The sequence below is a fragment of the Pseudomonas lundensis genome, assembly GCF_002269125.1.
In the GTDB taxonomy this organism is placed as follows: domain Bacteria; phylum Pseudomonadota; class Gammaproteobacteria; order Pseudomonadales; family Pseudomonadaceae; genus Aquipseudomonas; species Aquipseudomonas lundensis_A.
Genome location: NZ_NQKI01000014.1, coordinates 45,212 through 71,848 on the forward strand (window position 1 = coordinate 45,212; position 26,637 = coordinate 71,848).

20 protein-coding genes are annotated in these 26,637 nt (G+C 59.0%); 13 read left to right on the forward strand and 7 right to left on the reverse strand.

What is annotated here, in order from left to right:
• Nucleotides 1–27 precede the first annotated feature (27 nt).
• The 3 genes from CJF39_RS10955 to CJF39_RS10965 form a co-directional block, all read right to left on the reverse strand.
• On the reverse strand, nucleotides 28–3,702 hold the full coding sequence (locus tag CJF39_RS10955) for a translocation/assembly module TamB domain-containing protein (protein ID WP_094993443.1): 3,675 nt from the start codon (nucleotides 3,700–3,702) through the stop codon (nucleotides 28–30).
• Nucleotides 3,699–5,426 (reverse strand): autotransporter assembly complex protein TamA, encoded by a 1,728-nt coding sequence (locus tag CJF39_RS10960; protein ID WP_094993444.1) that lies wholly within the window; start codon nucleotides 5,424–5,426, stop codon nucleotides 3,699–3,701. Before CJF39_RS10960 ends, CJF39_RS10955 begins: the two co-directional genes overlap by 4 nt.
• A 63-nt stretch (nucleotides 5,427–5,489) precedes the next feature.
• Complete coding sequence (locus CJF39_RS10965; RefSeq protein WP_094993445.1) at nucleotides 5,490–6,140, reverse strand: GNAT family N-acetyltransferase; 651 nt, start codon at nucleotides 6,138–6,140, stop codon at nucleotides 5,490–5,492.
• Between the two features lie 184 nt (nucleotides 6,141–6,324).
• On the opposite strand from CJF39_RS10965, the gene xthA reads away from it, so the two are divergent.
• Both xthA and CJF39_RS10975 read left to right on the forward strand, forming a co-directional pair.
• Nucleotides 6,325–7,137 carry an exodeoxyribonuclease III gene (gene xthA / locus CJF39_RS10970; RefSeq protein ID WP_094993446.1) on the forward strand — a complete coding sequence of 271 codons (813 nt, stop codon included), beginning with the start codon at nucleotides 6,325–6,327 and terminating at the stop codon, nucleotides 7,135–7,137.
• Between the two features lie 95 nt (nucleotides 7,138–7,232).
• A complete protein-coding gene (locus CJF39_RS10975) occupies nucleotides 7,233–8,549 on the forward strand; it encodes a substrate-binding domain-containing protein (protein WP_094993447.1) in 1,317 nt (438 codons plus the stop codon).
• Nucleotides 8,550–8,609: 60 nt separating this feature from the next.
• On the opposite strand, the gene CJF39_RS10980 is transcribed toward CJF39_RS10975, so the two are convergent.
• A complete protein-coding gene (locus tag CJF39_RS10980) occupies nucleotides 8,610–9,824 on the reverse strand; it encodes an acyl-CoA dehydrogenase (RefSeq protein WP_094993448.1) in 1,215 nt (404 codons plus the stop codon).
• 154 nt (nucleotides 9,825–9,978) lie between these two features.
• Between CJF39_RS10980 and CJF39_RS10985 the strand changes: the two genes are divergently transcribed.
• From CJF39_RS10985 to CJF39_RS10995, 3 genes are read left to right on the forward strand one after another with little or no spacing between them, the layout of a single operon-like run.
• Nucleotides 9,979–10,944 carry a LysR family transcriptional regulator gene (locus tag CJF39_RS10985; RefSeq protein WP_094993449.1) on the forward strand — a complete coding sequence of 322 codons (966 nt, stop codon included), beginning with the start codon at nucleotides 9,979–9,981 and terminating at the stop codon, nucleotides 10,942–10,944.
• A 26-nt stretch (nucleotides 10,945–10,970) separates the two neighbouring features.
• Nucleotides 10,971–11,366, forward strand: coding sequence for a MerR family transcriptional regulator (locus CJF39_RS10990; protein ID WP_094993450.1), 396 nt, complete (start codon nucleotides 10,971–10,973; stop codon nucleotides 11,364–11,366).
• 59 nt (nucleotides 11,367–11,425) lie between these two features.
• The gene (locus CJF39_RS10995; protein ID WP_094993451.1) at nucleotides 11,426–12,322 is read left to right on the forward strand and encodes a hydroxymethylglutaryl-CoA lyase; all 897 of its coding nucleotides are present in this window, start codon (nucleotides 11,426–11,428) and stop codon (nucleotides 12,320–12,322) included.
• Nucleotides 12,323–12,863: 541 nt separating this feature from the next.
• On the opposite strand, the gene CJF39_RS11000 is transcribed toward CJF39_RS10995, so the two are convergent.
• The gene (locus CJF39_RS11000) at nucleotides 12,864–14,561 is read right to left on the reverse strand and encodes an AMP-binding protein (protein ID WP_094993452.1); all 1,698 of its coding nucleotides are present in this window, start codon (nucleotides 14,559–14,561) and stop codon (nucleotides 12,864–12,866) included.
• Nucleotides 14,562–14,768: 207 nt separating this feature from the next.
• Here CJF39_RS11000 and CJF39_RS11005 point away from each other — a divergent pair, with 207 nt between their 5' ends.
• From CJF39_RS11005 to CJF39_RS11020, 4 genes are all read left to right on the forward strand, one after another.
• Nucleotides 14,769–15,932 (forward strand): isovaleryl-CoA dehydrogenase, encoded by a 1,164-nt coding sequence (locus CJF39_RS11005; protein ID WP_094993453.1) that lies wholly within the window; start codon nucleotides 14,769–14,771, stop codon nucleotides 15,930–15,932.
• Nucleotides 15,933–15,942: 10 nt separating this feature from the next.
• The gene (locus tag CJF39_RS11010; protein ID WP_094993454.1) at nucleotides 15,943–17,550 is read left to right on the forward strand and encodes a carboxyl transferase domain-containing protein; all 1,608 of its coding nucleotides are present in this window, start codon (nucleotides 15,943–15,945) and stop codon (nucleotides 17,548–17,550) included.
• 110 nt (nucleotides 17,551–17,660) lie between these two features.
• Nucleotides 17,661–18,479, forward strand: a complete 819-nt coding sequence (locus CJF39_RS11015) for a gamma-carboxygeranoyl-CoA hydratase (protein ID WP_094993455.1) — start codon at nucleotides 17,661–17,663, stop codon at nucleotides 18,477–18,479.
• Nucleotides 18,476–20,416: an acetyl-CoA carboxylase biotin carboxylase subunit gene (locus CJF39_RS11020; protein WP_094993456.1), complete on the forward strand. Its 1,941-nt coding sequence runs from the start codon at nucleotides 18,476–18,478 to the stop codon at nucleotides 20,414–20,416. The genes CJF39_RS11015 and CJF39_RS11020 overlap by 4 nt, the downstream gene beginning before the upstream one ends.
• Nucleotides 20,417–20,488: 72 nt before the next feature.
• On the opposite strand, the gene CJF39_RS11025 is transcribed toward CJF39_RS11020, so the two are convergent.
• Nucleotides 20,489–21,145, reverse strand: a complete 657-nt coding sequence (locus CJF39_RS11025) for a LexA family protein (RefSeq protein ID WP_094993457.1) — start codon at nucleotides 21,143–21,145, stop codon at nucleotides 20,489–20,491.
• Between the two features lie 229 nt (nucleotides 21,146–21,374).
• Between CJF39_RS11025 and CJF39_RS11030 the strand changes: the two genes are divergently transcribed.
• Entirely contained in the window at nucleotides 21,375–21,623 is a 249-nt protein-coding gene (locus tag CJF39_RS11030) for a DUF6124 family protein (RefSeq protein ID WP_249275349.1), read from the forward strand.
• A gap of 65 nt (nucleotides 21,624–21,688) precedes the next feature.
• Here CJF39_RS11030 and CJF39_RS11035 read toward each other — a convergent pair whose 3' ends face one another.
• Nucleotides 21,689–22,741, reverse strand: coding sequence for a Glu/Leu/Phe/Val dehydrogenase dimerization domain-containing protein (locus tag CJF39_RS11035; protein ID WP_094993458.1), 1,053 nt, complete (start codon nucleotides 22,739–22,741; stop codon nucleotides 21,689–21,691).
• Between the two features lie 188 nt (nucleotides 22,742–22,929).
• On the opposite strand from CJF39_RS11035, the gene CJF39_RS11040 reads away from it, so the two are divergent.
• The 3 genes from CJF39_RS11040 to CJF39_RS11050 all read left to right on the forward strand — a co-directional run bounded on the left by CJF39_RS11040 (nucleotide 22,930) and on the right by CJF39_RS11050 (nucleotide 26,554).
• Entirely contained in the window at nucleotides 22,930–23,397 is a 468-nt protein-coding gene (locus CJF39_RS11040; RefSeq protein WP_047276552.1) for an Lrp/AsnC family transcriptional regulator, read from the forward strand.
• Between the two features lie 535 nt (nucleotides 23,398–23,932).
• Complete coding sequence (locus CJF39_RS11045) at nucleotides 23,933–25,084, forward strand: M14 family metallopeptidase (protein WP_094993459.1); 1,152 nt, start codon at nucleotides 23,933–23,935, stop codon at nucleotides 25,082–25,084.
• Between the two features lie 159 nt (nucleotides 25,085–25,243).
• A complete protein-coding gene (locus CJF39_RS11050; RefSeq protein WP_094993460.1) occupies nucleotides 25,244–26,554 on the forward strand; it encodes a protein kinase in 1,311 nt (436 codons plus the stop codon).
• Nucleotides 26,555–26,637: the final 83 nt, after the last annotated feature.

Sequence of the window (26,637 nt, forward strand, 5' to 3'; positions counted from 1 at the left end):
GAGGCTGTGACAGGTCACACGCGGGCGCTAAAAATCACGCTTGTAGAAGATGTCCAGCGAACTGGCAAAGCCGCTGGCAACTTCGACATACACCCGTTTGCTTAACTTGTAACGCAAGGCAATGGTGCTCGCCGGTTCAAACACCCCGACGCCATAACGCACACTCAAACGCTCATTGATCTTGCCACTGGCAACCACTGACGTGCTGTCGCCGCTGCCTTCGGTATCGAGTTCAAAGTCTTTGATGCCCAGATGATTGGCCAGGCCCGAAGTAATCCCCGAACTGCCCATCAAGCCCAAGCCCAGTGCGGCCTCCGCCAGCATGTTGTTGTCTTCGCCAGTGCCCGACAGCGGACGCCCCAGAATCAGGTAGGAAAGCGCCTGTTCCTGGCTCATGGCCGGTTCGGAGAAGATCTGCGTGGTTGGTTGTTCCGCGCTGCCCGTCAGGCGAATACCCGCAATCACGTCATCCGTCTGGCGAATCGCCTCGATGTCGAGATACGGCTGCGCAATTGGCCCGGCAAACAGCAAGCGCGCGCGGCGTATGGTCAGGCGCTGGCCGTAGGCTCGGTAGCGGCCGTTGTTCAGGCGCAATTCGCCGCGGGTGTCCAGGTTGTTGCCGATGTGCACCTGCCCCACCAGATCGGCGTTCAGACCGAAGCCCGAAAACGTCAACAGTTCTTGCCCGACGATGACGTCAATGTCCATGTCGACCACCATCGGTGCATCGGCCTCCGACGTTTGCTGGCCAACGATAACGGTGTCGTCAGATACCTTGACCGTTGACGGTGGCAGTTCGCGCACGGTGATTTCGCCCTTGGGCACGTTCACTTTGCCGGCGATCAGCAAGGTATTGTCGGGGTTGAGCGAAATTCTCAGGTCCGGCGCCACGTCCAGTTTGGCATAGGGTTCCACGGTCACCGGCAGGTGGCTGCCCTTGACCAGCACGTTGACGGCCATGGTTTTGCCCCACGCCACATTCCCGCTGATGCTGCCCTGTCCCAATTGGCCGCTGGTCCAGCCGCCGTTGAGCTGAGCCGTTTCGCCAACAATGTTGGCGGTCAGTTGCAGGTTCTCGACGTTGGTCGGCAGTTGCGGTCCAGAAATCTGCCCGCCACTCAGTGCTACCGTGCCGTTGATGTGCGGCGCCAGCAACCCGCCCGCGATCGTGCCCGTGCCGTTCAATTGGCCAGCGAGTGTTTCAACCATCGGTACAAACGGACGAAGCACCGACACATCCAGCCCGCTCAAGCGGAAATCGCCGGTGACCGGCTTGCTTTTGGGCAAGGGGTTGATGCGCGCATTGAGCATCAGTTGCCCGAGTTTGCCGCCGTTGAAATCAAAGCGGGTTTCAACCCGGCTCGGCGTCAGGTTGCTGGTCAAACGCAAGGCTTGGTACGGGAAGTCCAGCCACTGGCCTTTGTCCTTGATGCGCAACGTGCCACCACTGGCGTCTACCACCACTTGCCCCTTAGGCCCGCTGGCTGGCAGGTCGAGGGATACATCTGCAGTGAGCTGGCCTTGCCACTGGAAGTCGTTGGGAAACCACTTGGCCAGGCTGTCGAGCGGGAACTGCTTGAGGTGCAAACGCAGTTTTGGGTCCGGCATCAAGCGCTGCTCTTCACTGCACAGGCTGGCAGGCCCTGATATCCAGCACTGGGCGCCCATGTTGATACGACCATCGGCCAGGCGCTCCAGACGCGCCGGGTTTTGCAATGCCCAGTCCTGGCCGCCTGCCTTGACGTCCCCGCTGAGCAAACGTCCACGCCAATTGTCCTTGTCCAGGCCGCCATCCAGGGCCAAGGCGAGTTGCAGCATCGGCCCTTGCAGGGCGAGTTTCAGTTGCTGGCGTTTCAGGTCCCCGCTGCTGTTGGCGGTCAGCACACCCAGTTGGGTATCGCCGCTCTTAATCCCGCTGCCTTTGAGGTCAATCCGCCCGCGCTGATTGCGATCCAGTGCGGCATCCAGGGTCAGGTTTTGCAGGTGGTTGTCTGCGAACGCCAGTTGCTGGCCATTGAGTACCAGCTTGCCCTGTGGGGCCTTGAGGGTGCCGTCCACATCGACCCGGCCCTTGAGCTGACCGCGCAGGTCTGGCCACAGCTGCCCAAGACGCGGGAGGTTCAGGTCCAGTTGCGCCTTGAGTTGTTGCTGCAAACGGGCGGTGGCCTGGATGCGATTGTCCCCCAGGCGAATGTCCAGCGCACTGAGGTTCCAGTCCTCGCCCGCCCCCTGAGCCTTGGCCTGCAACACAGCCGGCAGGCCGCGCAGACGGCCCTTGAGGTCGAGGTTGGCATTCAGTTCCAGACGCTCATGCTTGAATGAACCCGTGCTGCGCAGTGGCCCCCCGAGATTGCCCGGCAGCTCGGCCACCCAATACGCAGGGTCGAGTGCGCTCAGATCAAGCGCGGTATCCCATGCCACGCCATCGGCAAACTGCACATTAACGTGGCCTTGGGCCTTGCCCTGACCGGCCACCAGTTCCAGTTGTGGCAGGTAGATTTTGCTTAGGTCACCGCTGAATGGGCTGGCCAGGCTGAACGCCCCGGCCGGGCCATCCAGGTTGGCCTTGAAATGACCCAGATAGTTGCCATCGGTGTAAGACACCTCGCCCTTAAAAGTGCGCAGGTCCACATCCGGCTTGTCGATGACGGGGTACAGGTTGTGCCAAGGAAATGCCAGCCAGTCGATCTTGGCGTCGGCCTTCACCCCTTCCTGCCAGTCGACTTGCCCCGACACTTTCACGCGCTGCTCGGGGTTCACCGTCAGGTCCAGGGCCGACACGTGGGCACCGTTCGCGTCTACACGGCCTTTGAGCAACACGCTGACCGGCGCCTTTTCGGCAGGCAGGGTGGCGCTCCCGTCCACTGCATAACCGGCCTTGAGGTCGCCGTTGACGGTCAGCACAAGCTGGTTGACTTGCAACGTGTCCGGCAGCGCGGGGCTGGCCTTGAACGCGTCAGAAGTAATACTGACCTGCGCAGGCAAGTTCTCAGCGAGCGGTTGTAACTGACCCTTTAGCTGTGCGTTGAGATACCCACTACTGTCGACGGTCAGGTTGAGGGAGGAGCGCAAATTGCCGTCTACCTTGAGCGCCAGCGCCCAGGGCGCTTGATCAGGCGCTGGCAGGTTGATGTTGCCTTGCAGGGTCAACGGCCAGTCGCCGTTGGGCTGCAACAGCCCTGACAACTCGACGTTCACGTCCTCACGGTCCACGTGCACCGAGTCGATCTGCAACCCGCTGGAAGTCCACCGGGCCGCCATCTGCAGGCCCTTGAGCTGCTCGATACCGTTGAACAGCACATTGCCGACTTTGATAACGCCCACTTCAATGGCCACCGGCAGCTTCAACTCAGGCAGGCTGATCGGGCCGCTGTTGCTGTCTTCACTGGGGGGAAACTGCAGGCTGACACGGTCGGCCTGCAACTGATCGATGCACAAGATCATGCGTGTCAGGCAGGACGGCGACCAGGCAAAGATTGGCCGGTCTACTTCAACCCGACTCGTGCCCTGCTCCCAGAGCACATGATCGGCGCTCCACTGCCCTCCCAATCGCCCGGCAAAGTTGTCGACTTGCAAACCTGGCACCATGCCCAACACCCAGCGACTGCCCGCTTGAGTCCCGAGCACCAGCCCCAGCGCCAACACCATCATCAACACAAGGCCAAGCAACACCAGACCCGCTATTTTCACACCACGAATCACAGTTCTGGCCCCATGGAAAAGTGCAAACGAACGCCGCCGTCATCCTCCAGCGCGTGGGCCAGGTCGAGGCGGATCGGACCGACCGGCGAGACCCAGCGGATCCCCACCCCGACCCCAGTTTTCAGGCTGGGAAAATCAAGATTGTTGAACGCGTTACCTTTGTCGACAAAGGTTGCCCAGCGCCACTTATCTGCGAACTGATATTGGTATTCGACGCTGCCGGCAACCATATAGCGACCACCGATTCGGTCACCTTCTGAGTTTTTCGGTGACAGGCTCTGGTAGTCATACCCGCGCACGCTCTGGTCACCACCGGCGAAGAAACGCAGCGATGGCGGCACTGATTTGTAGCCGTTGGTGGCGCTGCCGCCGAACTGAACCCGGCCGAGGAAACGGTGTTTTTCCCACAGGGTTGTCAGGGCCTTGAATTGCGCGTTGCCGTGCAACAAGTTGGTGTCCGACATCAGCCCTTCCTTCGCCACCTGCGCATCCAGCGACACCCTGTATCCGTGGGTCGGGTCGATGCGGTTGTCGCTGCGCAACACGGCATAGCTGACGCCCGGCATCAACAGGGTGCTGAGCCCCGAGTCATCGCCCAACCGGTACTCTTCGTGCTGCCAGCGCAACGACACAATGCGTGTCCAACCGTTGTCCAGCTTGCTGTGCCACTCCGGGCCTACAGTCAGCAATTTACTTAACGTGTCGGTGTTAGCGATTTCTTCGTACTGATACCCGGCCGCAAAACGCAATTTGTCTGTCAGCGGTGGGTCGAGCGGAATGTCATACCAGGCGCCAACGTTTTGCTTGGGTTGTGAAATTTCGGACTCAAAACCGTAACTGTCCCCACGGGCATTGTCCCAATGACGCGTCCAGCTGGCCTTACCTCGCGGTCCGGTGTCGGTCGAGTAGCCCAGGCCCAAGGTCATGGTGCGTGGTTTACGGGTATGCAGGTCAACGTCAACCGGGATGACCTGCCCCACCGCCGTACTGGGTGCGGCATCTACCCGCACCACTTCAAAATAGCCGCTCGATTGCAGGTTCTGGTTGAGTTGGTTGACCAGTTCTGAATCGTAGGGCGTGTCCGGCGTGAAAGGCACCATGCGCTGCAACAGCACTTCATCAAACGGGGTATCACCGGCAAAACTGACGCGGCCGAGCCGATAACGCGGCCCACTTTCGTAAACAAGGTTGATGTCCGCGTAGCCGCCCTTGGGGTCGACCAGCACCTCGTGGCGGGTAAATTTGCCGTCGAAAAAACCGTAGCGCAGCGCCCGGTTCTGAATCATTTGCTTGGCGCTTTCATAATTGCCCTGGTTAAGCACGGCCCCGGGTTTGAGGTCGTCGCTGGCAGGAATCTGAAAGGCCTTGAGCGAAGCGGCCGGGCCTTCGACGCGCACATTGACGTTGCGCAGATGCACCGGCTCGCCAGGATCAATGCTCAACACCAGACGCGGCGGATTGCCGGATTGGACTTCACTTTCAATGGTGGGGTTGTAGTACCCCAAGGCTTGCGATGCTTTAAGGGCCTGCTCTTGCGCGCCGCGCTTGAAGCGCAGCAAAGCCGCCTCGTCGCGATCGCCGAGGCTGCCTATGTAGCCTTCCACATTGGCCTTGAGGGCGTTATTGGCGGGCTTGACCCTGACCACCAGCTCGCTCTGCGCAAAGGCTGCAAAGCTGCTGAGCAGCAGGACCACACCGCTGGTAAATCTTCCTGGAAACGTCATAGGCGCGGATGCTAACACGGGCAAGGAGCGTCATAGAGCACACCTGAGGACTGAAGTTCGCCCTTAAGACGTTGCCGTATGTAACACCTGCGGATTGGCGTGAAAAAAAACGTGCTCGCGCACGGGCCCGATCGCAACTTCTCCAATTTCCACGTAACCCTGCTTTTTATAAAACGCCAGGTAACGCGGATTGCCCGTATCCAGCACCACCCCTTCGGAATGTTCGTCTTCAGCGCACCAGTTGTGCACCGCTTCGAGCAACTGTTCACCATAATGCTGGCCCTGAAATTCAGGGTGAATACCCAGCAGCGGCAACATGTGCACGGCATCGCCCGGTACACAGGCCAGCACGGCCTGATGGTATTCCAAGTAACGCCGGGTACAACGCAAGCCGGTACTGAGCACCATGCGCAACTGCCATGCCCAGCTTTCAGTGATGTCCAGACGCCGCATCGGCGGCGCGATCAGGGCCACCCCAACCAGCCGATCATTGACCAGCAGGCCCAGCCCGGGGCGGTCTTGCAAAAAATGCTGTTTGACCAATTCACGCACCGTCGCCCTGACCCGCTGTTCGTAACCCGGACGGTCTGCATCGAACAAAAAGCGGAAAGTCGGTTCATGCCGATAAGCCTGATACAGCAACGACCGCGCCTCGCGCGAGTAACCGCCATCGAGCAGCTGGATCTGGCCTGTAGCAATCGACGTTTGCGTCATGACGTTTTATCTCCCTGGCGGCGCTTGGATGGCGGCGCTTCTAGTGAGTACGAGCCCCCGACCGCCACAACAGTTCCATCGTGGCGCATGCGAACTACGTTAGCAGTGCATTTGCCCTGCTGCACGCTGGCCGCTGAGGCGTCAGTCCGCTAGCATCGCGGTTTTTGCTCAGGACTGCCCGCCCATGAAAATTGTGTCATTCAACATCAACGGCCTGCGCGCTCGGCCTCATCAGCTGGCAGCGCTGATCGAAAAGCATCAGCCGGACGTCATCGGCCTCCAAGAAACCAAAGTCAGCGACGAGCAATTCCCGTTTGCCGACATCGAGGCACTGGGCTATCACGTGCATTTTCATGGTCAAAAAGGCCATTACGGCGTCGCCCTGCTGTCGCGTCAGGCGCCGTTGAGCATTCACAAAGGCTTTGCCTCGGATGAAGAAGATGCCCAGCGACGGTTCATCTGGGGCGAATTCGCCGATGAACATGGCCAGCCAGTCACCATCATGAATGGCTATTTCCCACAAGGTGAAAGCCGCGATCACCCGACCAAGTTCCCTGCAAAACAACGCTTTTACAGCGATTTGCAGCAGTTGCTAGAAAGCCGGTTCAGCAACGAGCAACCGCTGGTGGTGATGGGCGACATCAACATCTCACCGCAGGATTGCGACATCGGTATCGGCGAGGTCAACGCCAAGCGCTGGCTGAAAACTGGCAAGTGCAGTTTCCTGCCGGAAGAGCGCGAGTGGATGGAACGCCTCAAGGGCTGGGGCCTGGTGGACAGCTTCCGTTACCTGCACCCGGACGTTACCGACCGCTTCAGCTGGTTCGACTACCGCAGCCGTGGCTTCGAAGACGAGCCCAAACGCGGCCTGCGCATCGATGTGATTCTGGCCTCCCAAGGGCTGGTGCCGCGCATCAAGGATGCGGGCGTCGACTACGACCTGCGCGCCATGGAAAAACCGTCTGACCACGCGCCGATCTGGCTGGAACTGAGCTGAACCCTCCCACCCGCTGCGCAGTCGGGTGTCATCGCGCTGCAACGTAGTTGTCTTAAATTACCGGCACTTTCATGGCCCCAGGAAGGTGCCGGAACATGCTGCGTTTCACGTCATTAATCATGCTCTGGGGGGTGACCGCCCTGGCCTGCGCCGCGCCTGATGCCGACCTGCGGATTCAAGGTTCCAACACCATTGGCGCCAACCTCGGCCCGGCGCTGGTCGCCGCCATGCTGGCCGAACACGGTTTACGCGATATTCATCGCGTGGCGGCGGCGCCCCCCAACGAACACACAATCATTGGCACTGACGCCCAAGGCCGTGAGGTGCGTGTGGACGTGGCGGCCCATGGCTCCGGGACCGGATTCGCCGCACTCAAGGCCGGTCAAGCCGATGTTGTGGCGTCCTCACGCCCGATCAAAGATCGCGAGCTGGTGGAACTGGAACGCCTGGGTGACCTGAAAAGCCAGGCGGCCGAACACGTGATTGCGATTGATGGCCTGGCAATCATCCTCCACCCGCACAATCCCCTCACTGCCTTGAGCACCGAACAACTGGCGCAGGTGTTCAGCGGCCAGATCAAAACGTGGGAAGCGTTAGGCGGCAGCGGTGGGGGTATTCATCTGTATGCGCGTGACGATCAGTCCGGCACATGGGAAACCTTCAAGGAGTTGGTGCTCACTCGCGGCGCTCACGTGTTAAGCCCGACCGCCCAGCGTTTCGAGTCCAGCGAACAATTGTCCGATGCCGTCAGCCAGGACCCGCAAGCCATCGGGTTTATCGGTTTACCCTACGTGCGCGCGGCCAAAGCAGTGGCCATCGTGGACGGCGAATCACAACCGATGTTGCCGCTGGACAGCCTGATCGCGAGCGAGGATTACCCGTTGTCACGTCGCTTGTTCTTTTACCTGCCGCCCGGCGCGAGCAATCCCTGGGCCAAAGCTCTGATTGCTTTCACCCAGAGTGCAAAAGGCCAGGCCGTGGTCGCGCATAACGGTTTTGTAGCTCAAAGCGTCGTGGCAGGCCACGTGGCTGCGGGACCGCACATGCCGGCCGATTACCGGAAACTGACGCAACAGGCTCAGCGGTTGTCCGTGAATTTTCGATTTGAAGAAGGCAGCGCCTCACTGGACAACAAGGCACGTCAGGATATGTTGCGTGTAGTGGACTATTTGCGTGCCCACGCCAAGCTCGACAAACAGGTGACGCTGGTGGGCTTTGGCGACGTGAAAGACGACCCCGAGCGTGCGCAGTTGCTGTCAAAGTTGCGGGCAATGGCCGTGCGCCGCGAGTTGCTGAAGAGCGGGGTCATCCTGCGCGAAATACGCGGTTACGGCGCGCAAATGCCGGTGGCAGCCAACACAGAAGATGAAGGCCGCCTGAAAAATCGCCGGGTGGAGGTGTGGGTGTACTGAATGTACGCCCCACCGCAGACGCGCAACGCCACTTCCCACATAACAGGTAAAGAATCTGACTCAACCTGATAGCTTGGCGTACTTGTCCAACTCAAACTTGCCCACAGCGGCGCGGTGCACTTCATCGGGTCCATCGGCCAGGCGCAGGGTGCGCTGCATCGCATACATGTAGGCCAGCGGAAAATCCCCTGAGACCCCGGCACCGCCATGCATCTGAATTGCCCGATCAATGACCCGCAGCGCCACATTCGGTGCGATCACTTTGATCTGCGCGATCTCGCTTTTCGCCACCTTGTTGCCCACGGTGTCCATCATGTACGCCGCTTTGAGGGTCAACAGGCGTGCCATGTCGATCTCCATCCGTGACTCGGCGATTTTGTCGATGTTGCCGCCCAAGCGTGCCAGCGGCTTGCCAAAAGCGGTGCGTTTCAGCGAGCGTTTGCACATCAATTCCAGTGCCCGCTCGGCCATGCCGATCGAGCGCATGCAGTGGTGAATCCGCCCCGGCCCCAGTCGGCCCTGGGCAATTTCAAAGCCCCGGCCTTCACCCAGCAATACGTTGTCATAAGGCACGCGCACGTTGTCGAACTGCACTTCAGCGTGCCCGTGGGGCGCATCGTCGTAACCGAAAACAGGCAACGGGCGCACAATCTGTACACCGGGCGTGTCGACGGGTACGAGAATCATCGAATGCTGCTGATGGCGCGGGTTCTGCGGGTTGCTCAGGCCCATGAAAATCATGATTTTGCAGCGCGGGTCACAGGCACCGGACGTCCACCATTTGCGGCCGTTGATGACCCATTCATCGCCATCACGTTCGGCGCGAGCCTGCATATTGGTCGCGTCCGACGACGCCACGTCCGGCTCGGTCATGGCAAACGCCGAACGGATTTCCCCGCGTAGTAACGGCTCGAGCCATTGTGCTTTCTGCGCCTCAGTGGCGTAACGCACCAACACTTCCATGTTGCCGGTGTCCGGCGCGGAGCAGTTGAACGGCTCAGGCCCGAGCATCGAGCGCCCCATGATTTCAGCCAGCGGTGCGTACTCAAGGTTGGTCAGCCCTGCGCCGCGTTCTGACTGGGGCAGAAACAAATTCCATAACCCTTCGGCTTTGGCCTTGAGCTTGAGGGTTTCCATGATGGCTGTTGGCTGCCAGCGATCACCTTGCGCCACCTGTTGATCAAAGATCGCTTCCGCCGGGTACACATGAGCGTCCATAAAGGCCGTGACCCGCTCACGCAGCGCCTGAACGTTGGGGGAATAAGCGAAATCCATGGGTGGCTACCTTCTACCGGGAATGTGGGAACGTGTTACCCGATGCTAGTCCAGCCGCCTATTATTTACCCTGTCTATTTGCAGCGTGTATTACCATTCATAAGCAATATATGATTCGCCGCCAACCTCCCTTCGATAACACGAGTTGCGTGCCATGAACCTGAACAAGGTCGACCTCAATCTGTTTGTCGTGTTCGATGCCATCTATACCGAAGCCAACCTGACACGCGCCGGGCAGATCATCGGCATCACTCAGCCAGCAGTGTCCAATGCGCTGGCCCGCCTGCGCGAAAGCTTCAACGACCCGCTGTTTGTACGTACCGCCCAAGGCATGGTGCCGACCCCGATGGCGCAAAACATCATCAGCCCGGTGCGCAGTGCACTGGCCTTGCTGCGCGTATCGGTACAAGAGAGCCGCACCTTCAACCCATTGCAGGCCAACAAAACCTTTCGCATCAGCATGACCGACCTGACAGAAGCCGTGGTCTTGCCGCCGTTGTTTCAGCGTTTGCGCAAGCAGGCTCCATCGGTGGTGGTTGAAAGTTTTTTGTCCCATCGTCGTGAGACCACCAGCGATCTTGCGGCAGGACGCCTGGATTTCGCCATTGATGCGCCGCTTAACACCGACCCGCAAGTGCGCCACGTCAAGCTGATGGAAGACCGCTACGTGTGCGCAATGCGCCCTGCCCATCCGTTGGCAGGCCAGCCGTCTGTTTCACTCGATGAGTATTTGGGGCTGACGCACATTCACATATCGACGCGCCGTAACGGCCTTGGCCAGGTTGACCTGGCACTGGGCAAAATGGGCCTGCAACGCAAGATCACCCTGCGCTCGCAGCATTACCTGATGGCCTCCAACGTGTTGCAACACACCGACATGGTGATGACTGTGCCCGAACGCTTTGCACGCCGTCATGCGCTGCATTTTGTAGCGCTGCCGCTCAACGAACTGCCAAGCGTGGAAACCCATTTGTATTGGCACGAAAGTACCGAGCAAGACCCGGCCAACCGCTGGATGCGTGAACTGTTGATCGAGCTGTGCGAACAACAAGTGGCGCAAGAAACTAAAAACCGGGCTCAGCCCCTGCTTGACGTAAACGTCAACCTGCCAGTAGCTTAATCCCACCCACCTTTCAGAGCCCACCCATGAGCAGCCCGACGTACAGTATTTCCGACCTTGCCCGCGAGCTGGACATCACTACCCGTGCGATCCGCTTTTATGAGGAGCAAGGGTTGCTTGCTCCTGAACGCCGAGGTCAGGAGCGGGTGTACTCCGCCCGCGACAAGGTCAGTCTGAAGCTGATTCTGCGCGGCAAGCGCATCGGCTTTTCATTGGCCGAGTGCCGCGAGTTGATTGAGCTGTATGACCCCAGCAGCGGCAATCAGAAACAACTGACCAGCATGCTGGCCAAAATCACAGAACGCCGCCAGCAATTGGAGCAACAACTGCTGGACATTCAGCAGATGCAACTGGAGCTGGACACCGCTGAAGAGCGCTGCACGCACGCACTGGAACAAACCATAAAAAGCCAGACAGCCTGACCCCTGCCGTCGCGGCAGGTACGCGACAGCAGCCACTTCCACTCACACCCGGTGACCCCATGACATTACCCGCCCATGTGCGCCTGATTGAAGTCGGCCCCCGCGACGGCCTGCAAAACGAAGCCCGCCCTATCAGCGTGGCCGACAAGGTGCAGTTGGTTGACGCCCTGACCGATGCCGGCCTCGGTTACATCGAAGTGGGCAGTTTCGTTTCGCCCAAATGGGTGCCGCAAATGGCCGGCTCGGCCGAGGTCTTCGCCCACATCCAGCGCAAACCGGGCGTGGTGTACGGCGCGCTGACGCCCAATATGCGCGGCTTTGAAGACGCAGTGGCGGCCGGGGTCAAAGAAGTCGCGGTATTTGCCGCCGCGTCTGAAGCCTTCTCGCAACGCAACATCAACTGCTCGATCAGTGAAAGCCTGGCGCGTTTCGTGCCGCTGATCGACGCCGCACACCGTCACGGCATCACGGTGCGCGGCTATGTGTCCTGTGTGCTCGGTTGTCCCTACGAAGGGGACGTTGCGCCGCAACAGGTGGCGGCCGTGGCCAAGGAGCTCTATGCCATGGGCTGTTACGAGGTATCGCTTGGCGACACCATCGGCACCGGCACCCCCACCGCAACCCGCACGTTGATTGAAGCCGTGAGTGCCTCTGTGCCCCGCGAAAAACTGGCCGGCCATTTCCATGACACTTACGGCCAGGCGCTGGTCAATATTTACGCCAGCCTGCAGGAAGGCATTGCCGTGTTCGACAGCTCCATTGCGGGGCTGGGTGGCTGTCCTTACGCCAAGGGCGCCAGCGGCAATGTGGCCACCGAGGACGTGCTGTACATGCTCAACGGCATGGGCATCGAAACCGGTATCGACATGGACAAACTGTTGCTCGCCGGTGAACACATCAGCCGGGTTGTGGGCCGGGTAACCGGTTCACGCGTTGCCCGCGCCCGACAGGGCTAAAAAGTGTGCCACAGTGTTACCGGGCGGTAACCCACACGAGTAACAAGGAAACAAACCGACCCCACGCAAGGTCGGTTTTTTTATGCATTAAAAACCAAGTCATTGATTTATATGGATTTTTAAAAGTTGGCACGGCTTCTGCTATCTCTATGGCATAACAAGAATAAAAACCGCAGCAACATAATAAAAACAATACGAAACGACTCTGGCATAACAAAAACAACACGGCAGAGACGCAGCTAACTGATTTTTTTGGAGAAGGTTTACTTTTCCGAGGAGCCAAAAGCCACCTCGCAACCGGGCAGAGAACAATAAAACTACCTTCAGGTAGCACCCGTTCAGGTTGGATCACAGGTTTCAACGCCGGTGATAAAAGTGGATCAGCGCTCAAAAAAATACGTTTGCTCTTGATCCCGGATGGGGATCGCCAAAACAGCAGTGAAGGGCCACGGTTACAAAAACAACAACAGACCGCCCCTCAATAATAAAAAGAGCAGGCAACAACACATTAAAGGGGAGCTTCGGCTCCCCTTTGTGTTGCTCAGGATTTGTCTTGCGCCTGCTTCCCAAGCTCCTGAATGCTGACTTCACGCATTTTGAATTTCTGGATTTTGCCGGTCACGGTCATCGGGAACGTGTCGACAAACTTGAAGTAACGCGGGGTTTTGAAGTGCGCAATACGGTCCTTGCACCAAGTCTGCAACTCCAGTTCGTTGGCGCTGTGGCCGGGGTGAAATTTGATCCATGCGACGATTTCTTCACCGTACTTCTCATCTGGAATGCCCACAATCTGCACATCCGCCACCGCCGGGTGGGTGAAGAAAAATTCTTCCAGCTCACGCGGGTAAATGTTTTCGCCGCCGCGAATAATCATGTCTTTGTTACGCCCCACGATGCGCACATACCCCTGCTCGTCCATTTGCGCCAGATCCCCAGTGTGCATCCAGCCTTCGCTGTCGATAGCGTCCCGCGTGGCGGGCGGGTTGTTCCAGTAGCCGAGCATCACGCTGTAGCCGCGTGTGCACAGCTCACCGATCTCACCTCGTGCAACGATCTGTCCTTGAGCGTCAATTAGCTTGTTCTCCAGGTGCGGTTGAGTGCGCCCGACAGTGGTCACGCGCAATTCCAGCTCGTCTGCAGGACCGGTCTGAATGGATACAGGGCTGGTTTCAGTCATGCCATAAGCAATTTGTACCTCGCTCATGTGCATGTCGCTAATGACGCGGCGCATCACTTCAATCGGGCAGGTGGCGCCCGCCATAATGCCTGTGCGCAAGCTCGACAGGTCAAAACCGGCACGCTGCGGGTGATCAAGCAGGGCAATAAACATGGTGGGCACCCCGTAAAGCCCGGTCGCACGTTCATGCGCGATGGCCTGCAGGGTCAGGCCGGGATCAAACGCTTCGCTGGGGTAAATCATCGTGGTGCCGTGGGTGATGCACCCCAGGTTGCCCATGACCATGCCAAAGCAGTGGTACAGCGGCACCGGGATCACCAGCCGGTCCTTGGCCGTCAGCCCGAGGCTTTCGCCTACCATAAAACCGTTGTTGAGAATGTTTCGATGGCTGAGGGTCGCGCCCTTGGGAAAGCCCGTGGTGCCTGAGGTGTATTGAATATTCACTGGCTGCTCGGGCATCACCGTAGCCTTGCGCGCCTGCAATTGTTCAAGCTTGACACCTGCCCCCAGCGTGGCCAGTTGCGCCCAAGGCAAAAAGCCGGGCGCCGGGGCTGCGGCGAGGCTGATTACCCCCCGCAAATCCGGCAGGTTCGCACTGCATAGGTGGCCAGGCGAGTGCGCACTCAGCTCCGGTACCAACGCCTCAATCATTGCGTGGTAGTCCGAGGTTTTGAACGCCCCTGCGCACACCAGCCACTGACATGCCGATTGCTTGAGCACGTAGTCCAGTTCTGAAAGTCGATACGCCGGGTTGATGTTGACCAGAATCACGCCGATCTGGGCGCTGGCAAATTGGCAGATAAACCACTCAAGGCAATTGGGCGCCCATATCCCCAGCCGATCCCCGGCTTGCAGGCCCAGCGCCATGAAGCCACGGGCATGCAAGTCGACGGCACGGGACAATTGCGCCCAGCTCAGGCGCTGGTCTTGATGGCGCACAATCAGCGCCTCGCGCTCGGGGTAACACGTGGCCGTGCGATCGAACGCCTGGCCGATGGTCAATGCCAGCAGGGCTTTGTCCTGTGCCCCGCGGCTATAACTGGGAACGGATTGCGACGTCATGACAACTCCTCTTGTGATTGTTGTTGGGAGTATGGGAAAGCGCACACACGCGCCCTCTTCATCAGAAGAATAGCAATCACTCTGGCTCAAGTTGACGTTAACGTAAAGGTCATTGACAGGCTCAGGTGCCAAGTTTACGTTTACGTAAAGCTTCTCCCGGGGCGACGCCGTCGCCGCCTCTTACAAGAACAATGAACAAGGTGCCCCATGAGCTACCCGACTTTGAACTTCGCCCTGGGCGAAACCATCGACATGCTGCGCGAACAGGTCCAGTCATTCGTCGCCGCTGAACTGGCGCCCCGTGCAGCGCAAATCGACAAGGACAACCTGTTCCCGGCGGACATGTGGCGCAAGTTTGGCGACATGGGACTGCTCGGCATCACGGTCCCGGAAGAATACGGCGGCACCGGCCTCAGCTACTTGGCCCATGTGGTGGCGATGGAAGAAATCAGCCGTGGCTCGGCGTCGGTTGCGCTGTCCTACGGCGCACATTCAAACCTGTGCGTGAACCAGATCAACCGCAACGGCAGCCACGCTCAAAAACTTCGCTACCTGCCCAAACTGATCAGCGGTGAACACATCGGCGCGCTCGCCATGAGCGAACCCAACGCCGGTTCTGACGTGGTTTCGATGAAATTGCGCGCCGACAAGCACGGCGACCATTACGTGCTCAACGGCAGCAAAACCTGGATCACCAACGGCCCCGACGCCGACACTTACGTGATCTACGCCAAGACTGACATCGAAAAGAAGGCCCACGGCATCAGTGCCTTTATCGTCGAGCGCGACTGGAAAGGCTTCAGCCGCAGCAAACATTTTGACAAGTTGGGCATGCGCGGCTCCAACACCGGCGAGCTGTTTTTCGACAACGTCGAGGTGCCTGAAGAAAACCTGCTGGGCCCTCTGAACGCCGGGGTCAAGGTGTTGATGAGCGGCCTCGATTACGAGCGCGTCGTACTGTCGGGCGGGCCGACCGGCATCATGCAAGCGTGCATGGACTTGGTAGTGCCCTACATCCATGACCGCAAACAGTTCGGCCAAAGCATCGGCGAGTTTCAGCTGATCCAGGGCAAAGTGGCTGACATGTATACCCAGCTCAATGCCAGCCGTGCCTACCTGTATGCGGTTGCGGCCGCCTGCGAGCGTGGCGAAACCACCCGCAAGGACGCCGCCGGGGTGATTTTGTACAGCGCCGAGCGCGCTACGCAAATGGCGCTCGATGCCATCCAGATCCTCGGCGGTAATGGCTACATCAATGAATTCCCGGCCGGACGTCTGCTGCGCGACGCGAAGTTGTACGAAATCGGAGCGGGCACCAGCGAGATCCGCCGGATGCTGATTGGCCGCGAACTCTTTAACGAAACCCGCTAAGGAGTGGCCCATGTCTATCTTGCACAGCACCATCAATCCGCGTTCCCCGGAGTTTGCCGCCAATCGCGAGGCCATGCTCAAACAAGTGGACGCCCTGCACAGTTTGCTCGCCCATGTGCAACAGGGTGGCGGCGCCCGCGCTCAGGAGCGGCACACCGCCCGAGGCAAGCTGCTGCCGCGCGAGCGCATCGACCGGCTGCTCGACACGGGCTCGCCTTTCCTCGAACTGAGTCAGCTGGCGGCGTACGAGGTGTACGGCGAAGACGTTCCGGCAGCCGGCATTATCGCCGGGATCGGTCGAGTTGAAGGTGTGGAATGCATGATTGTGGCCAACGACGCTACGGTCAAAGGCGGTTCGTACTACCCGCTGACGGTCAAAAAGCACCTTCGGGCACAGACCATTGCCGAGCAAAACCGGCTGCCCTGCATTTACCTGGTGGATTCGGGCGGCGCCAACTTGCCGCGTCAGGATGAAGTGTTCCCGGACCGCGAGCACTTTGGGCGCATCTTCTTCAATCAGGCCAACATGAGCGCCGCGGGGATTCCGCAAATCGCCGTGGTCATGGGCTCGTGCACAGCGGGCGGCGCCTACGTGCCCGCGATGGCGGACGAAGCCATCATGGTGCGCCAGCAAGCCACCATTTTTCTCGCCGGGCCGCCGCTGGTCAAAGCGGCGACCGGAGAAGTGGTCAGCGCCGAGGACTTGGGCGGCGCCGATGTGCACTGCAAGATCTCCGGGGTGGCCGACCACTACGCTGAGAGCGACGAGCATGCACTGGCGCTGGCCCGGCGCAGCGTTGCCAACCTCAATTGGCGAAAGCTGGGTCAAGTGACCCGGCGGACGCCGGTGCCACCGCTGTATGCCAGCGACGAGCTGTACGGCATCGTCCCGGCCGAGGCCAAGCAGCCGTTTGATGTGAGAGACGTGATTGCCCGGCTGGTGGACGGCTCGGTATTCGATGAGTTCAAAGCACTGTTCGGGACCACGCTGGTGTGCGGGTTTGCCCATTTGCAGGGGTATCCGGTGGCGATTCTGGCCAACAACGGCATTTTATTTGCCGAGGCGGCGCAAAAAGGCGCGCATTTTATTGAGCTGGCCTGTCAGCGCGGAATCCCGTTGGTGTTCCTGCAAAACATCACCGGTTTTATGGTCGGGCAAAAATACGAAGCGGGCGGGATCGCCAAGCATGGCGCCAAGCTGGTTACCGCCGTGGCGTGCGCCAAGGTGCCGAAATTCACAGTGATCATCGGTGGCAGTTTTGGCGCGGGCAACTACGGGATGTGCGGACGGGCCTATGACCCGCGCTTTTTGTGGATGTGGCCCAACGCCCGCATCGGCGTGATGGGAGCGGAACAGGCCGCTGGCGTGCTGGTGCAGGTCAAACGCGAACAGGCGCAACGTACCGGCGATGCCTTTAGCCCTCAGGACGAAGCCGATATCAAGCAGCCGATCCTCGACCAGTACGAACATCAGGGCCACCCCTACTATTCCAGCGCCCGGCTGTGGGATGACGGCGTGATCGACCCGGCACAAACCCGTGACCTGCTGGCACTGGGGTTGTCGGCAGCCTTGAGCGCGCCCATCGACACGACGCGCTTTGGCGTATTCCGCATGTAACCCGCTACCGGGGCAGGCCTCTGTCGGCGCGAGACCTTGAACCCGCCGCGCCGCTGCCTGCACCCCATGCGCACTCATCTACACGTACAGCCATCCAAGGACTGACGGACATGATCGATTTCAACACCCTTGAACTGCACACCGACCCCCGGGGTTTCGCCACCCTGTGGTTGAGTCGCGAAGCGAAAAACAATGCCTTCAATGCCGAGATGATCCGCGAGCTGATCCTCGCGCTGGACGCCGTGCAAAGCGATGCCAGCCTGCGGTTTCTCGTACTGCGCGGACGCGGCAAACATTTTAGCGCCGGGGCCGACCTGGCCTGGATGCAGCAGTCGGCCGAACTGGATTACAACACCAACCTCGACGACGCCCGGCATTTGGCTGAACTGATGTACAACCTGGCCAAGCTGAAAATGCCAACACTGGCCGTGGTGCAAGGCGCGGCCTACGGCGGCGCGCTGGGCCTGATAAGCGCCTGCGACATGGCCATCGGCACGGATGACGCGCAGTTCTGCCTGTCGGAAGTCCGCATTGGCATCGCGCCTGCGGTCATCAGTCCGTTTGTGGTGCAAGCCATTGGCGAACGCGCCGCGCGCCGCTATGCACTGACCGCCGAACGCTTCAGTGGCGAACGCGCCCGTGAGTTGGGGTTGCTGTCCGAAAGCTACCCGGCGTGCGAACTCGATCAGCAGGTCGCTCGCTGGATCGACACGCTGCTGCTCAACAGTCCATTCGCGATGCGTGCCTGCAAAGACCTGCTACGCGAAGTCAGCCATGGCGCACCGACGCCAGCCATTCGCCGCTACTGTGAAAACGCTATTGCGCGCATTCGGGTCAGCCCCGAAGGCCAGGAAGGTCTGCGGGCGTTTCTGCAAAAGCGCGCGCCCAGTTGGCAGATCGACTCACCCCAACAGGAGCCGCGCCCATGAGTGCCTCGACCATTACAACCGTGTTGGTGGCCAACCGTGGCGAAATTGCCTGCCGTGTGATGCGCACTGCCAAGTCCCTCGGCCTGACCAGCGTTGCCGTGCACAGTTACACCGACCGCGACGCCCGCCACTGCCGCGAAGCCGACAGGTGCGTGAATTTGGGGGGCAACAAAGCGGCCGACAGCTACCTGCAAATCGACAAAATCATTGCCGCGGCCAAGGCCAGCGGCGCGCAAGCGATTCATCCAGGTTATGGATTTTTGTCCGAAAACGCCGGGTTCGCCCGAGCGGTTGAACAAGCCGGTCTGATCTTCCTTGGCCCACCTGCCTCGGCCATTGACGCAATGGGCAGCAAGTCCGCCGCCAAAGCCTTGATGGAAGTGGCCGGAGTGCCTCTGGTGCCGGGTTATCACGGCGAAGCGCAAGATCTGGAAACCTTTCGCACAGCGGCTGAGAAAATCGGCTACCCGGTGTTGCTTAAAGCTACCGCCGGGGGTGGCGGAAAGGGCATGAAAGTGGTGGAAGATGAAAGCCAACTGCCCGAAGCACTGGCTTCGGCTCAGCGTGAAGCGCTGTCGTCGTTTGGCGACGCACGCATGCTGGTCGAAAAATACGTGCTCAAGCCCAGGCACGTCGAGATTCAGGTGTTTGCTGATCAGCACGGCCATTGCCTGTACCTCAACGAACGGGATTGCTCGATTCAGCGCCGTCACCAAAAAGTGGTCGAAGAAGCCCCCGCGCCAGGACTCAGTGCCGAACAGCGGCGCGCCATGGGCGAGTCGGCCGTGCGGGCTGCGCAGGCCATTGGCTACGTGGGCGCCGGTACTGTGGAGTTTTTGCTGGATGCACGCGGCGCGTTCTTCTTTATGGAGATGAACACCCGGCTGCAGGTGGAACACCCGGTCACGGAAGCCATCACCGGGCTTGATCTGGTGGCCTGGCAAATCCGCGTCGCACGCGGCGAAGCGCTGCCCATCACCCAGGCGCAGGTGCCACTGCGAGGGCATGCCATCGAAGTGCGCCTGTACGCCGAGGACCCGAGTCATGATTTCCTGCCCCAGACTGGCCGTCTGGCGCTGTATCGCGAATCGGCGCCGGGCCCGGGCCGGCGGGTAGATAGCGGGGTCTGCGAAGGCGATGAAGTCTCGCCGTTTTATGACCCGATGCTCGGCAAGTTGATCGCGTGGGGTGAAGACCGCGAGCAGGCACGTTTGCGCTTGTTGGCGATGCTTGATGAGTTCGCTATAGGCGGCTTGAAAACCAACCTGAGTTTCTTGCGCCGAATCATCGCTCACCCTGCGTTCGCGGCGGCCGAACTGGACACGGGCTTTATCCCGCGCTATGAGGCGCAATTACTGCCAAAAGCTGAACCCTTGTCTGACGCGTTTTGGTCAGCGGCAGCCTCTGCATTCGTACAAACCCTGCCGCCCGATTTTCGCGAAGACGATGCGGGCTCCCCGTGGGCGCAGCGCAACGGGTTTCGCAACGGATTGCCCGCGCAAACACTGCTGGCCTTGAACTGTAAGGGTGAACACAACGTTGTTGCCCTGACCGCAGAGCAGCCTAAGGTGCAGGACGATCTTCTGGTGATTGAGCAACACGGCGTACGCACTCGGCATATGGCCATTCGTCGCGCAGAGACGGTGTATGTGCAGTGGGACGGCGAACTGCAGGCCGTGAACGCTTGTGATGCGTTGGCCTCGACCAGCGCCCGGCAGACGCAGGAAGGCGGATTGAGCGCGCCCATGAATGGCAGCATTGTGCGCGTGATGGTGGCCGTCGGGCAAAACGTGGCAGCGGGTGCACAACTGGTCGTGCTCGAAGCCATGAAGATGGAACACAGCCTGCGGGCGCCACGCGACGGGGTTGTCAAAGCCGTATTCGGCCAGGAAGGTGACATGGTTGGAGAAGGCGCGGTCCTGATCGAACTGGAATAACATTGCGCGCATGAAAAAGGCGGCTACCGGTTTCGGTCGCCGCCTTTTTAGTGGATGTCTGGAAGCTGCGCTTCAGAACTTGGTTGTGGCCTGCACCACTACGCCAAGAATGCGGCAGTCTTCATCAAACAGGATTTTGGGATAGGTCGGGTTAAGCGGCTTGAGGTAACGCTGGCCACTGTCTTCGATTAGCTGACGGAACATGGCGCTTTCAGAATCCGGGGTGCGTACAACCACCATTTTGCCGGGTTCGACCTCGATATCCGGGTCTACCAGAATCATCATGCCCTGAGAAATGCTGAGGCCCATCGGGGCAGTCATCGCATCCCCTGTGACCTGCAACCAAAAGGCATCGCCTTTGGCGTAGTGATCACTCATTTCAAATACCGTGGCGGCCGAGTACCCCTCCTGGGGCGTCTCATTGATCTCGCCTGCCTTGTCCCACTCCCGCACGGGATAGCGGAATGCTGAGGTGATGACGTACGTGTTTTCTTCAGGGTTGTGGTCGTCGTTACTGGCCTTGCGTTCACGCACGACCAACGCCACCTCAAGGTGCCCAAGCCCAAGGGCATGCAGCACTTTGTTCATGGTTTCGAGGTCGGGTTGACGACGTTTGTTAAGCCAATGACCAACGCCGCCCTGGGAAGCCCCCACGCGTTCGGCGAGTTTTTCTTGCGTGAGCTTGAGCTCGCGCAATTTCGTTCTGACTAAAGCGATCCATTTATCCATTCGCCGAACAATACGGATTGCCCGCCACGCAACAATACACATATTGTATTATTTATTTCTATAGATGAAATACTATCTGTACTAATCTGCAGCCTGCTGATTCGATTAACCCCAGAAACGCAGGCAAATCATGACTCCAATAACAAAAATACCGCTCAAGATTGAAGCTGATACAGAGCTTGAAGCCCTCAAAGACAGCGCCGCAACCTAGCGCGCGCTGGACTATTATTTGAAACCATCTGTAACTCAGCGCTGCAATGAGCAAAAAGTGTTCAACGTCAGCGACGATGTGAGCCAGGAAGAAGCCTTGGTACACGCGTCCGAGTTGCTACGATTTGCATTGACTTACTCCCAAAACGGCGCGGGGAATGTACAAGGCCCTCAACTGGACCTTATCAGGGGCATGGCGCACTTTGTGGAAATGGCCAAAGACCTGATCGACAAGACTGTCGACAAGCAAAAAGTACCCGCTCACTGAGCGCAAGACCGGGTTGATTTGTGACAGGCTGCGCCCGAAGGTGCAGCCTGGGGTGATGTGTTACATCAAGCGTTGAGCCGTTCGTGGGCAAGGCTGTCGGCAATCAGCGTGGTGTTGCGATCTTCAGCCTTCGCTCGCTCAAAAATCTGACGTAGTGTTTCCCCAATGCCTTCAACGTGCTGACGCACCTGCTCAGGCGTCCCGCCGTTGTACTCGTAAGACACGTCGATAATGCCCCCGGCATTGATTGCGTAATCAGGTGCATGCAGGCAGCCCCGGCGCCACAGCATGTCGCCGTGTTCGGGACGGGCCAGCTGGTTATTGGCTGCTCCGGCAATTACCGGGGCGCGCAGCAATTGCAGGGTCTCGTCGTTGATCACCGCGCCCATGGCGCAGGGCGAGAACACATCGACATCAAGTCCGTAGATGTCCTGTGCACTGACCGCGTGGGCCCCCAGCTCTTCCACGGCGCGGCGAACGTTGGCCTCCTGAATATCGTGCACCCATAACTCGGCACCGGCTGCCTTGAGCTGTTGGGCCAGATTGAACCCGACTTGCCCGAGGCCTTGAATCGCAACGCGCAGGCCACTGAGGTCGGATCGCCCCAGACGCTGGCGCACCGCCTCGCAAAGGCCGATGTACACACCCAGCGCCGTGGCAGGCGACGGATCACCGCTGCGCGTGCCGCCGCCCAATTGTTCGCGCGTACCGGCACCCACCACGTGGCGGGTGCGTTGGCCCATTTGCGCCATTTCAGTTACACCGGTGCCCGAGTCTGCGGCGGTGATGTAGCGACCGCCCAGGCTTTCGACAAAGTCGCCCATGGCCTCAAACAACGCCTCGGTCTTGTCCTTGCGTGGATCGCCGATGATCACGGCCTTGCCGCCACCCAAGGGCAAGCCGGCCAGTGCCGATTTGTACGTCATGCCCCGTGACAGGCGCAGCACGTCATTCAGCGCCTGTTGCTCATCGCCGTAGGGCCACATCCGGCAACCGCCCAGAGCCGGGCCCAGACGCGTATTGTGCACCGCGATAATGGCTTTGAGGCCGCTGGCCTTGTCATTGCAGAACATGACCTGTTCGTGTTGATCAAACTCGGGATGAGCAAATATCGGCATTTCATTTCTCTCTTGTTGTTAGCGCGTAGGGCGTTAGACCAGAAGGTCAGTTTTCGACCCGCTGAAGGGTTGCGAAGTCAGTCTCAAGAGAGTGAAGGGTTGCAGGAGGATTTTTCTTTCTAATTTTTAGGAAATGCAGTGCTACGCTGCATGAATCATTCAACAAAAATAAGAAATCCGAAAAAGTCATGCCGATTAAATTAAGCCCCATCGACCGTAAGATTCTGCGCCTGCTGCAACATGATGCCGACCTGTCTGCCGCCGAGGTCGCCGAACGCGTCGAACTATCCCAATCGCCCTGCTGGCGAAGGATTCATCGCTTGCAGGAAGAAGGCTTGATAGAGCGCAAAGTCGCCCTGCTCAGCCCGAAGAAACTGGGGCTCAACGTCGTGGTATTCGTCAATGTGCGGTTATCGGGGCACGGGCGCCGTCACCTGACCGAATTCGAAGAAGCCATCACCCATTACCCAGAAGTCATCGAGTGCTACACCATGGCGGGAGATATGGATTACCTGCTGAAGGTGGTCACGCACGACATCGACAGTTACGAGCGCTTTTTGCGCGACCATCTCTTGCAGAAACCGCACGTGCAAGAAGCTCACTCCAATATCGCCATGAGCGAAGTCAAACGCACCACTGAGTTGTTGCTCGATTAGCGGGCTAGAGCCTTGGGCGGGGAAAAGAGAGCAGAATTCAGAAAAGCGCAGAAAAAAACACTTGCTTTGCAAATGATAATGATTACTATTGCATGCAGCTGGTCGCGAGATCAGCTGATCATTCAAGGGACCTTAGGTCGGTGCTTTGAATAATCTCCTCATCAGGCTAATCACGGTTATTTGACCCGGCTTATGGCCGGGTCTTTTTTTTGTGGCCAGTTATCTGGCTCAGCTTGCTTCAGGCTAATGAAGTCGGGTGTGCGACCGGTTTTTTTTCGGTGGTCGCTACGATGCCGGCGATGATAGCAAAAGAACATCGACCGAAGAAAGCCTGAAGCCTATGACTATAGGGGTAATGGCAATTTAGCACTTGAGAATCACTCGCAAAAACACTAAAATTGCGCCGCGTCAGGGATGACGCCCCCCTCCGCTTATCTCCCCCCCTTCTCTCTTCAAATACCTGCATTTTCGTATTGGCCCCACGCCATGGCGAGTTACAGTAACGCCCACAATTCTCAACTCAGGGATCTGGACGATGACTGTGGCGCCCTCTTCACTTCACATCAGCAGTGACTTCGACAGCGGCAATATTCAGGTGCTGGATGCCAGCGATCCGTTCGACGTGAAACTGGCGATCAAATCCGATACTAAAAGCCCACACTTCCAGTGGTTTCATTTCAAGGTCGACGGCCTCACGCCCGGGCAAACCCATCACTTTCATCTGACCAACGCCAGCCAGTCTTCCTACAACAAAGCGTGGGACGGCTACCGCGCGGTCGCTTCTTACGACCAGGAACACTGGTTCCGAGTGCCTACAGACTTTGATGGTACTGCGCTCAATTTCAGCCTTGAACCTCATCAAAGCACAGTCTGGTTTGCCTACTTCGAACCCTACAGCCGCGCGCGTCACGAGACGTTGATCAGCGAGGCGAAACAATGGGCCGGTTGCGAAGTGTTGGCGGTGGGCAAAAGCGCCGAAGGGCGGGACATTCCATTGCTGCGCAAAAGTAACGGCCTCTCCCCTAAACACAAAATCTGGATCATTGCGCAGCAGCATCCCGGCGAACACATGGCCGAGTGGTTCATGGAGGGCATTTTCAAGCGCCTCGAGCAAGGCAGCGACCCGCAACTGCTCAAGCTACTCGATTACGCCGATTTGTACCTGATTCCTAATATGAACCCGGACGGCGCGTTCCACGGGCATCTGCGCACCAATGCAAACGGCCAGGACTTGAACCGCGCCTGGCAAAACACCAGCCCCCAGCTCAGCCCTGAGGTGTTCTTCGCGCTAGAACAAATGAACACATACGGCGTCAGCCTGTTTCTGGACATTCACGGCGACGAAGAAATCCCCTATGTCTTCACCGCAGGCTGCGAAGGCAACCCGGGCTATACCGACCGGATTGCCAGGCTCGAAGAACGTTTTCGTTCGCACCTGAGCCAGCTGACAAAAGACTTCCAGACGACCCATGGCTACACTCGCGACGAACCCGGCCAGGCCAACATGACCTTGGCCTGCAACAGTGTTGGTCAACGCTTCGACTGTTTGTCACTGACGCTGGAGATGCCGTTCAAGGACAACAACGACGCGCCCGACCCCATCACGGGCTGGGATGGCAAACGTTCGAAGCAACTGGGCATGGATGTACTGACCACACTGTCAGCGATGGTCAGAGAGCTGGATTAAATAGCGCGATGCACACAGGCCGGGGCAGTGGCTGCGGCCTGTTACGCAAAAGCCGGACAGCCGCCGCGACAAAGGCTGTATTGCCTGAATCTTGCGAGCGATAAATCGCTATCATGCACGGCACTTCTACTGATCGACACGAGTGCACATCGCCTGCTTATGGACACCCTCGCTAAACTGCGCGCCGGTCAACTGACGGGGCTGAAACGTCTGGATCTGTCCTGTGGGCTGACCGAGTTTCCTGAAGAAATCTTTCAACTGGCGGACTCGCTGGAAATCCTCAATCTGAGCGGCAACGCCCTGCGCAGCCTGCCCCACGACCTGCATCGCCTGACGCATTTGCGGGTGCTGTTCTGTTCCGACAATCTGTTCACGACCCTGCCCGAATGCCTGGGCCAATGCGCGACACTGAGCATGATCGGCTTCAAGGCGAATCAGATCTGCGAGGTGCCAGGCAGCGCGTTGCCACCGCGACTGCGCTGGTTAATCCTCACCGACAACCACATCAGCCAGCTGCCGGATGAACTGGGCCGCCGTCCCTTGCTGCAAAAATTAATGCTGGGGGGCAACCGTTTGCAGGCGTTGCCGCGCAGCCTGGCTGGCTGCGAGCGTCTGGAGCTGATTCGTCTGGCCTCCAACCAACTCCGCGAACTGCCGGACTGGTTACTGGCGATGCCCGGCCTGAGCTGGCTGGCTTATTCGGGCAATCCGTTGGCGGACGAACTGAATGCCGAACACACCCCTGACAGCACGGCACACATCGACTGGTCAGAACTGGAACTGGCGCAGCAACTGGGCGAAGGTGCATCCGGGGTGATTTACCAGGCCAACTGGCGGGCACCGGGTCAGCCGGTACGCCCGGTGGCAGTCAAACTGTACAAAGGCACTATCACCAGTGATGGCTCGCCGCTTCACGAAATGCACGCCTGCATTGCTGCGGGCCAACATCCAAACCTGATTAACGTATTCGGGCGTGTGGTGGGCCATCCGCAACAACAGGCCGGGTTGGTGATGGAGCTGATTGCGCCCTCTTTCCGCAATCTGGCCGGGCTGCCGAGTCTCGACAGCTGCAGCCGTGACGTCTACGCCGATAGCACAGGTTTCAATGCTCAAAGCGCACTGCGTCTGGCACGTGGCATTGCATCGGTCGCCGCGCACCTGCACGCACAAGGCATCTGCCACGGCGATTTGTACGGGCACAATATTCTGTTCAATGAACGGGGGGACTGCTTGCTGGGCGACTTCGGGGCCGCGTGCTTCCACGCCACCGACAACAGCCCGCGCACACGCGCCTTAAAGCGTATCGAGGTGCGCGCGTTCGGCATTCTACTGGGGGAGTTGCTGCACAGGATCCACTCGGGGTTGAGCGATCAACAGCGTGCAGAATTGCAAGACTTGCAAACGCGCTGCATTCAGCCTGACGTCCTCGCCCGGCCGGACTTCATTGAAATCTGCAGCGCCCTGGGCTGAGGTCAGCCCGATCGCCACCTCGTACCTCGTCAGCAACACACTCATCGGCTGTCGTTGACGAGGCACGAGGCCAGGCCCGACGA

Coding starts and splice junctions, on each gene's coding strand:
- CJF39_RS10960 (WP_094993444.1), bottom strand. CDS start 5,426: ATGACGTTTCCAGGAAGATTTACCAGCGGTGTGGTCCTGCTGCTCAGC.
- CJF39_RS10965 (WP_094993445.1), bottom strand. CDS start 6,140: ATGACGCAAACGTCGATTGCTACAGGCCAGATCCAGCTGCTCGATGGC.
- xthA (WP_094993446.1), top strand. CDS start 6,325: ATGAAAATTGTGTCATTCAACATCAACGGCCTGCGCGCTCGGCCTCAT.
- CJF39_RS10975 (WP_094993447.1), top strand. CDS start 7,233: ATGCTGCGTTTCACGTCATTAATCATGCTCTGGGGGGTGACCGCCCTG.
- CJF39_RS10980 (WP_094993448.1), bottom strand. CDS start 9,824: ATGGATTTCGCTTATTCCCCCAACGTTCAGGCGCTGCGTGAGCGGGTC.
- CJF39_RS10985 (WP_094993449.1), top strand. CDS start 9,979: ATGAACCTGAACAAGGTCGACCTCAATCTGTTTGTCGTGTTCGATGCC.
- CJF39_RS10990 (WP_094993450.1), top strand. CDS start 10,971: ATGAGCAGCCCGACGTACAGTATTTCCGACCTTGCCCGCGAGCTGGAC.
- CJF39_RS10995 (WP_094993451.1), top strand. CDS start 11,426: ATGACATTACCCGCCCATGTGCGCCTGATTGAAGTCGGCCCCCGCGAC.
- CJF39_RS11000 (WP_094993452.1), bottom strand. CDS start 14,561: ATGACGTCGCAATCCGTTCCCAGTTATAGCCGCGGGGCACAGGACAAA.
- CJF39_RS11005 (WP_094993453.1), top strand. CDS start 14,769: ATGAGCTACCCGACTTTGAACTTCGCCCTGGGCGAAACCATCGACATG.
- CJF39_RS11010 (WP_094993454.1), top strand. CDS start 15,943: ATGTCTATCTTGCACAGCACCATCAATCCGCGTTCCCCGGAGTTTGCC.
- CJF39_RS11015 (WP_094993455.1), top strand. CDS start 17,661: ATGATCGATTTCAACACCCTTGAACTGCACACCGACCCCCGGGGTTTC.
- CJF39_RS11020 (WP_094993456.1), top strand. CDS start 18,476: ATGAGTGCCTCGACCATTACAACCGTGTTGGTGGCCAACCGTGGCGAA.
- CJF39_RS11025 (WP_094993457.1), bottom strand. CDS start 21,145: ATGGATAAATGGATCGCTTTAGTCAGAACGAAATTGCGCGAGCTCAAG.
- CJF39_RS11035 (WP_094993458.1), bottom strand. CDS start 22,741: ATGCCGATATTTGCTCATCCCGAGTTTGATCAACACGAACAGGTCATG.
- CJF39_RS11040 (WP_047276552.1), top strand. CDS start 22,930: ATGCCGATTAAATTAAGCCCCATCGACCGTAAGATTCTGCGCCTGCTG.
- CJF39_RS11045 (WP_094993459.1), top strand. CDS start 23,933: ATGACTGTGGCGCCCTCTTCACTTCACATCAGCAGTGACTTCGACAGC.
- CJF39_RS11050 (WP_094993460.1), top strand. CDS start 25,244: ATGGACACCCTCGCTAAACTGCGCGCCGGTCAACTGACGGGGCTGAAA.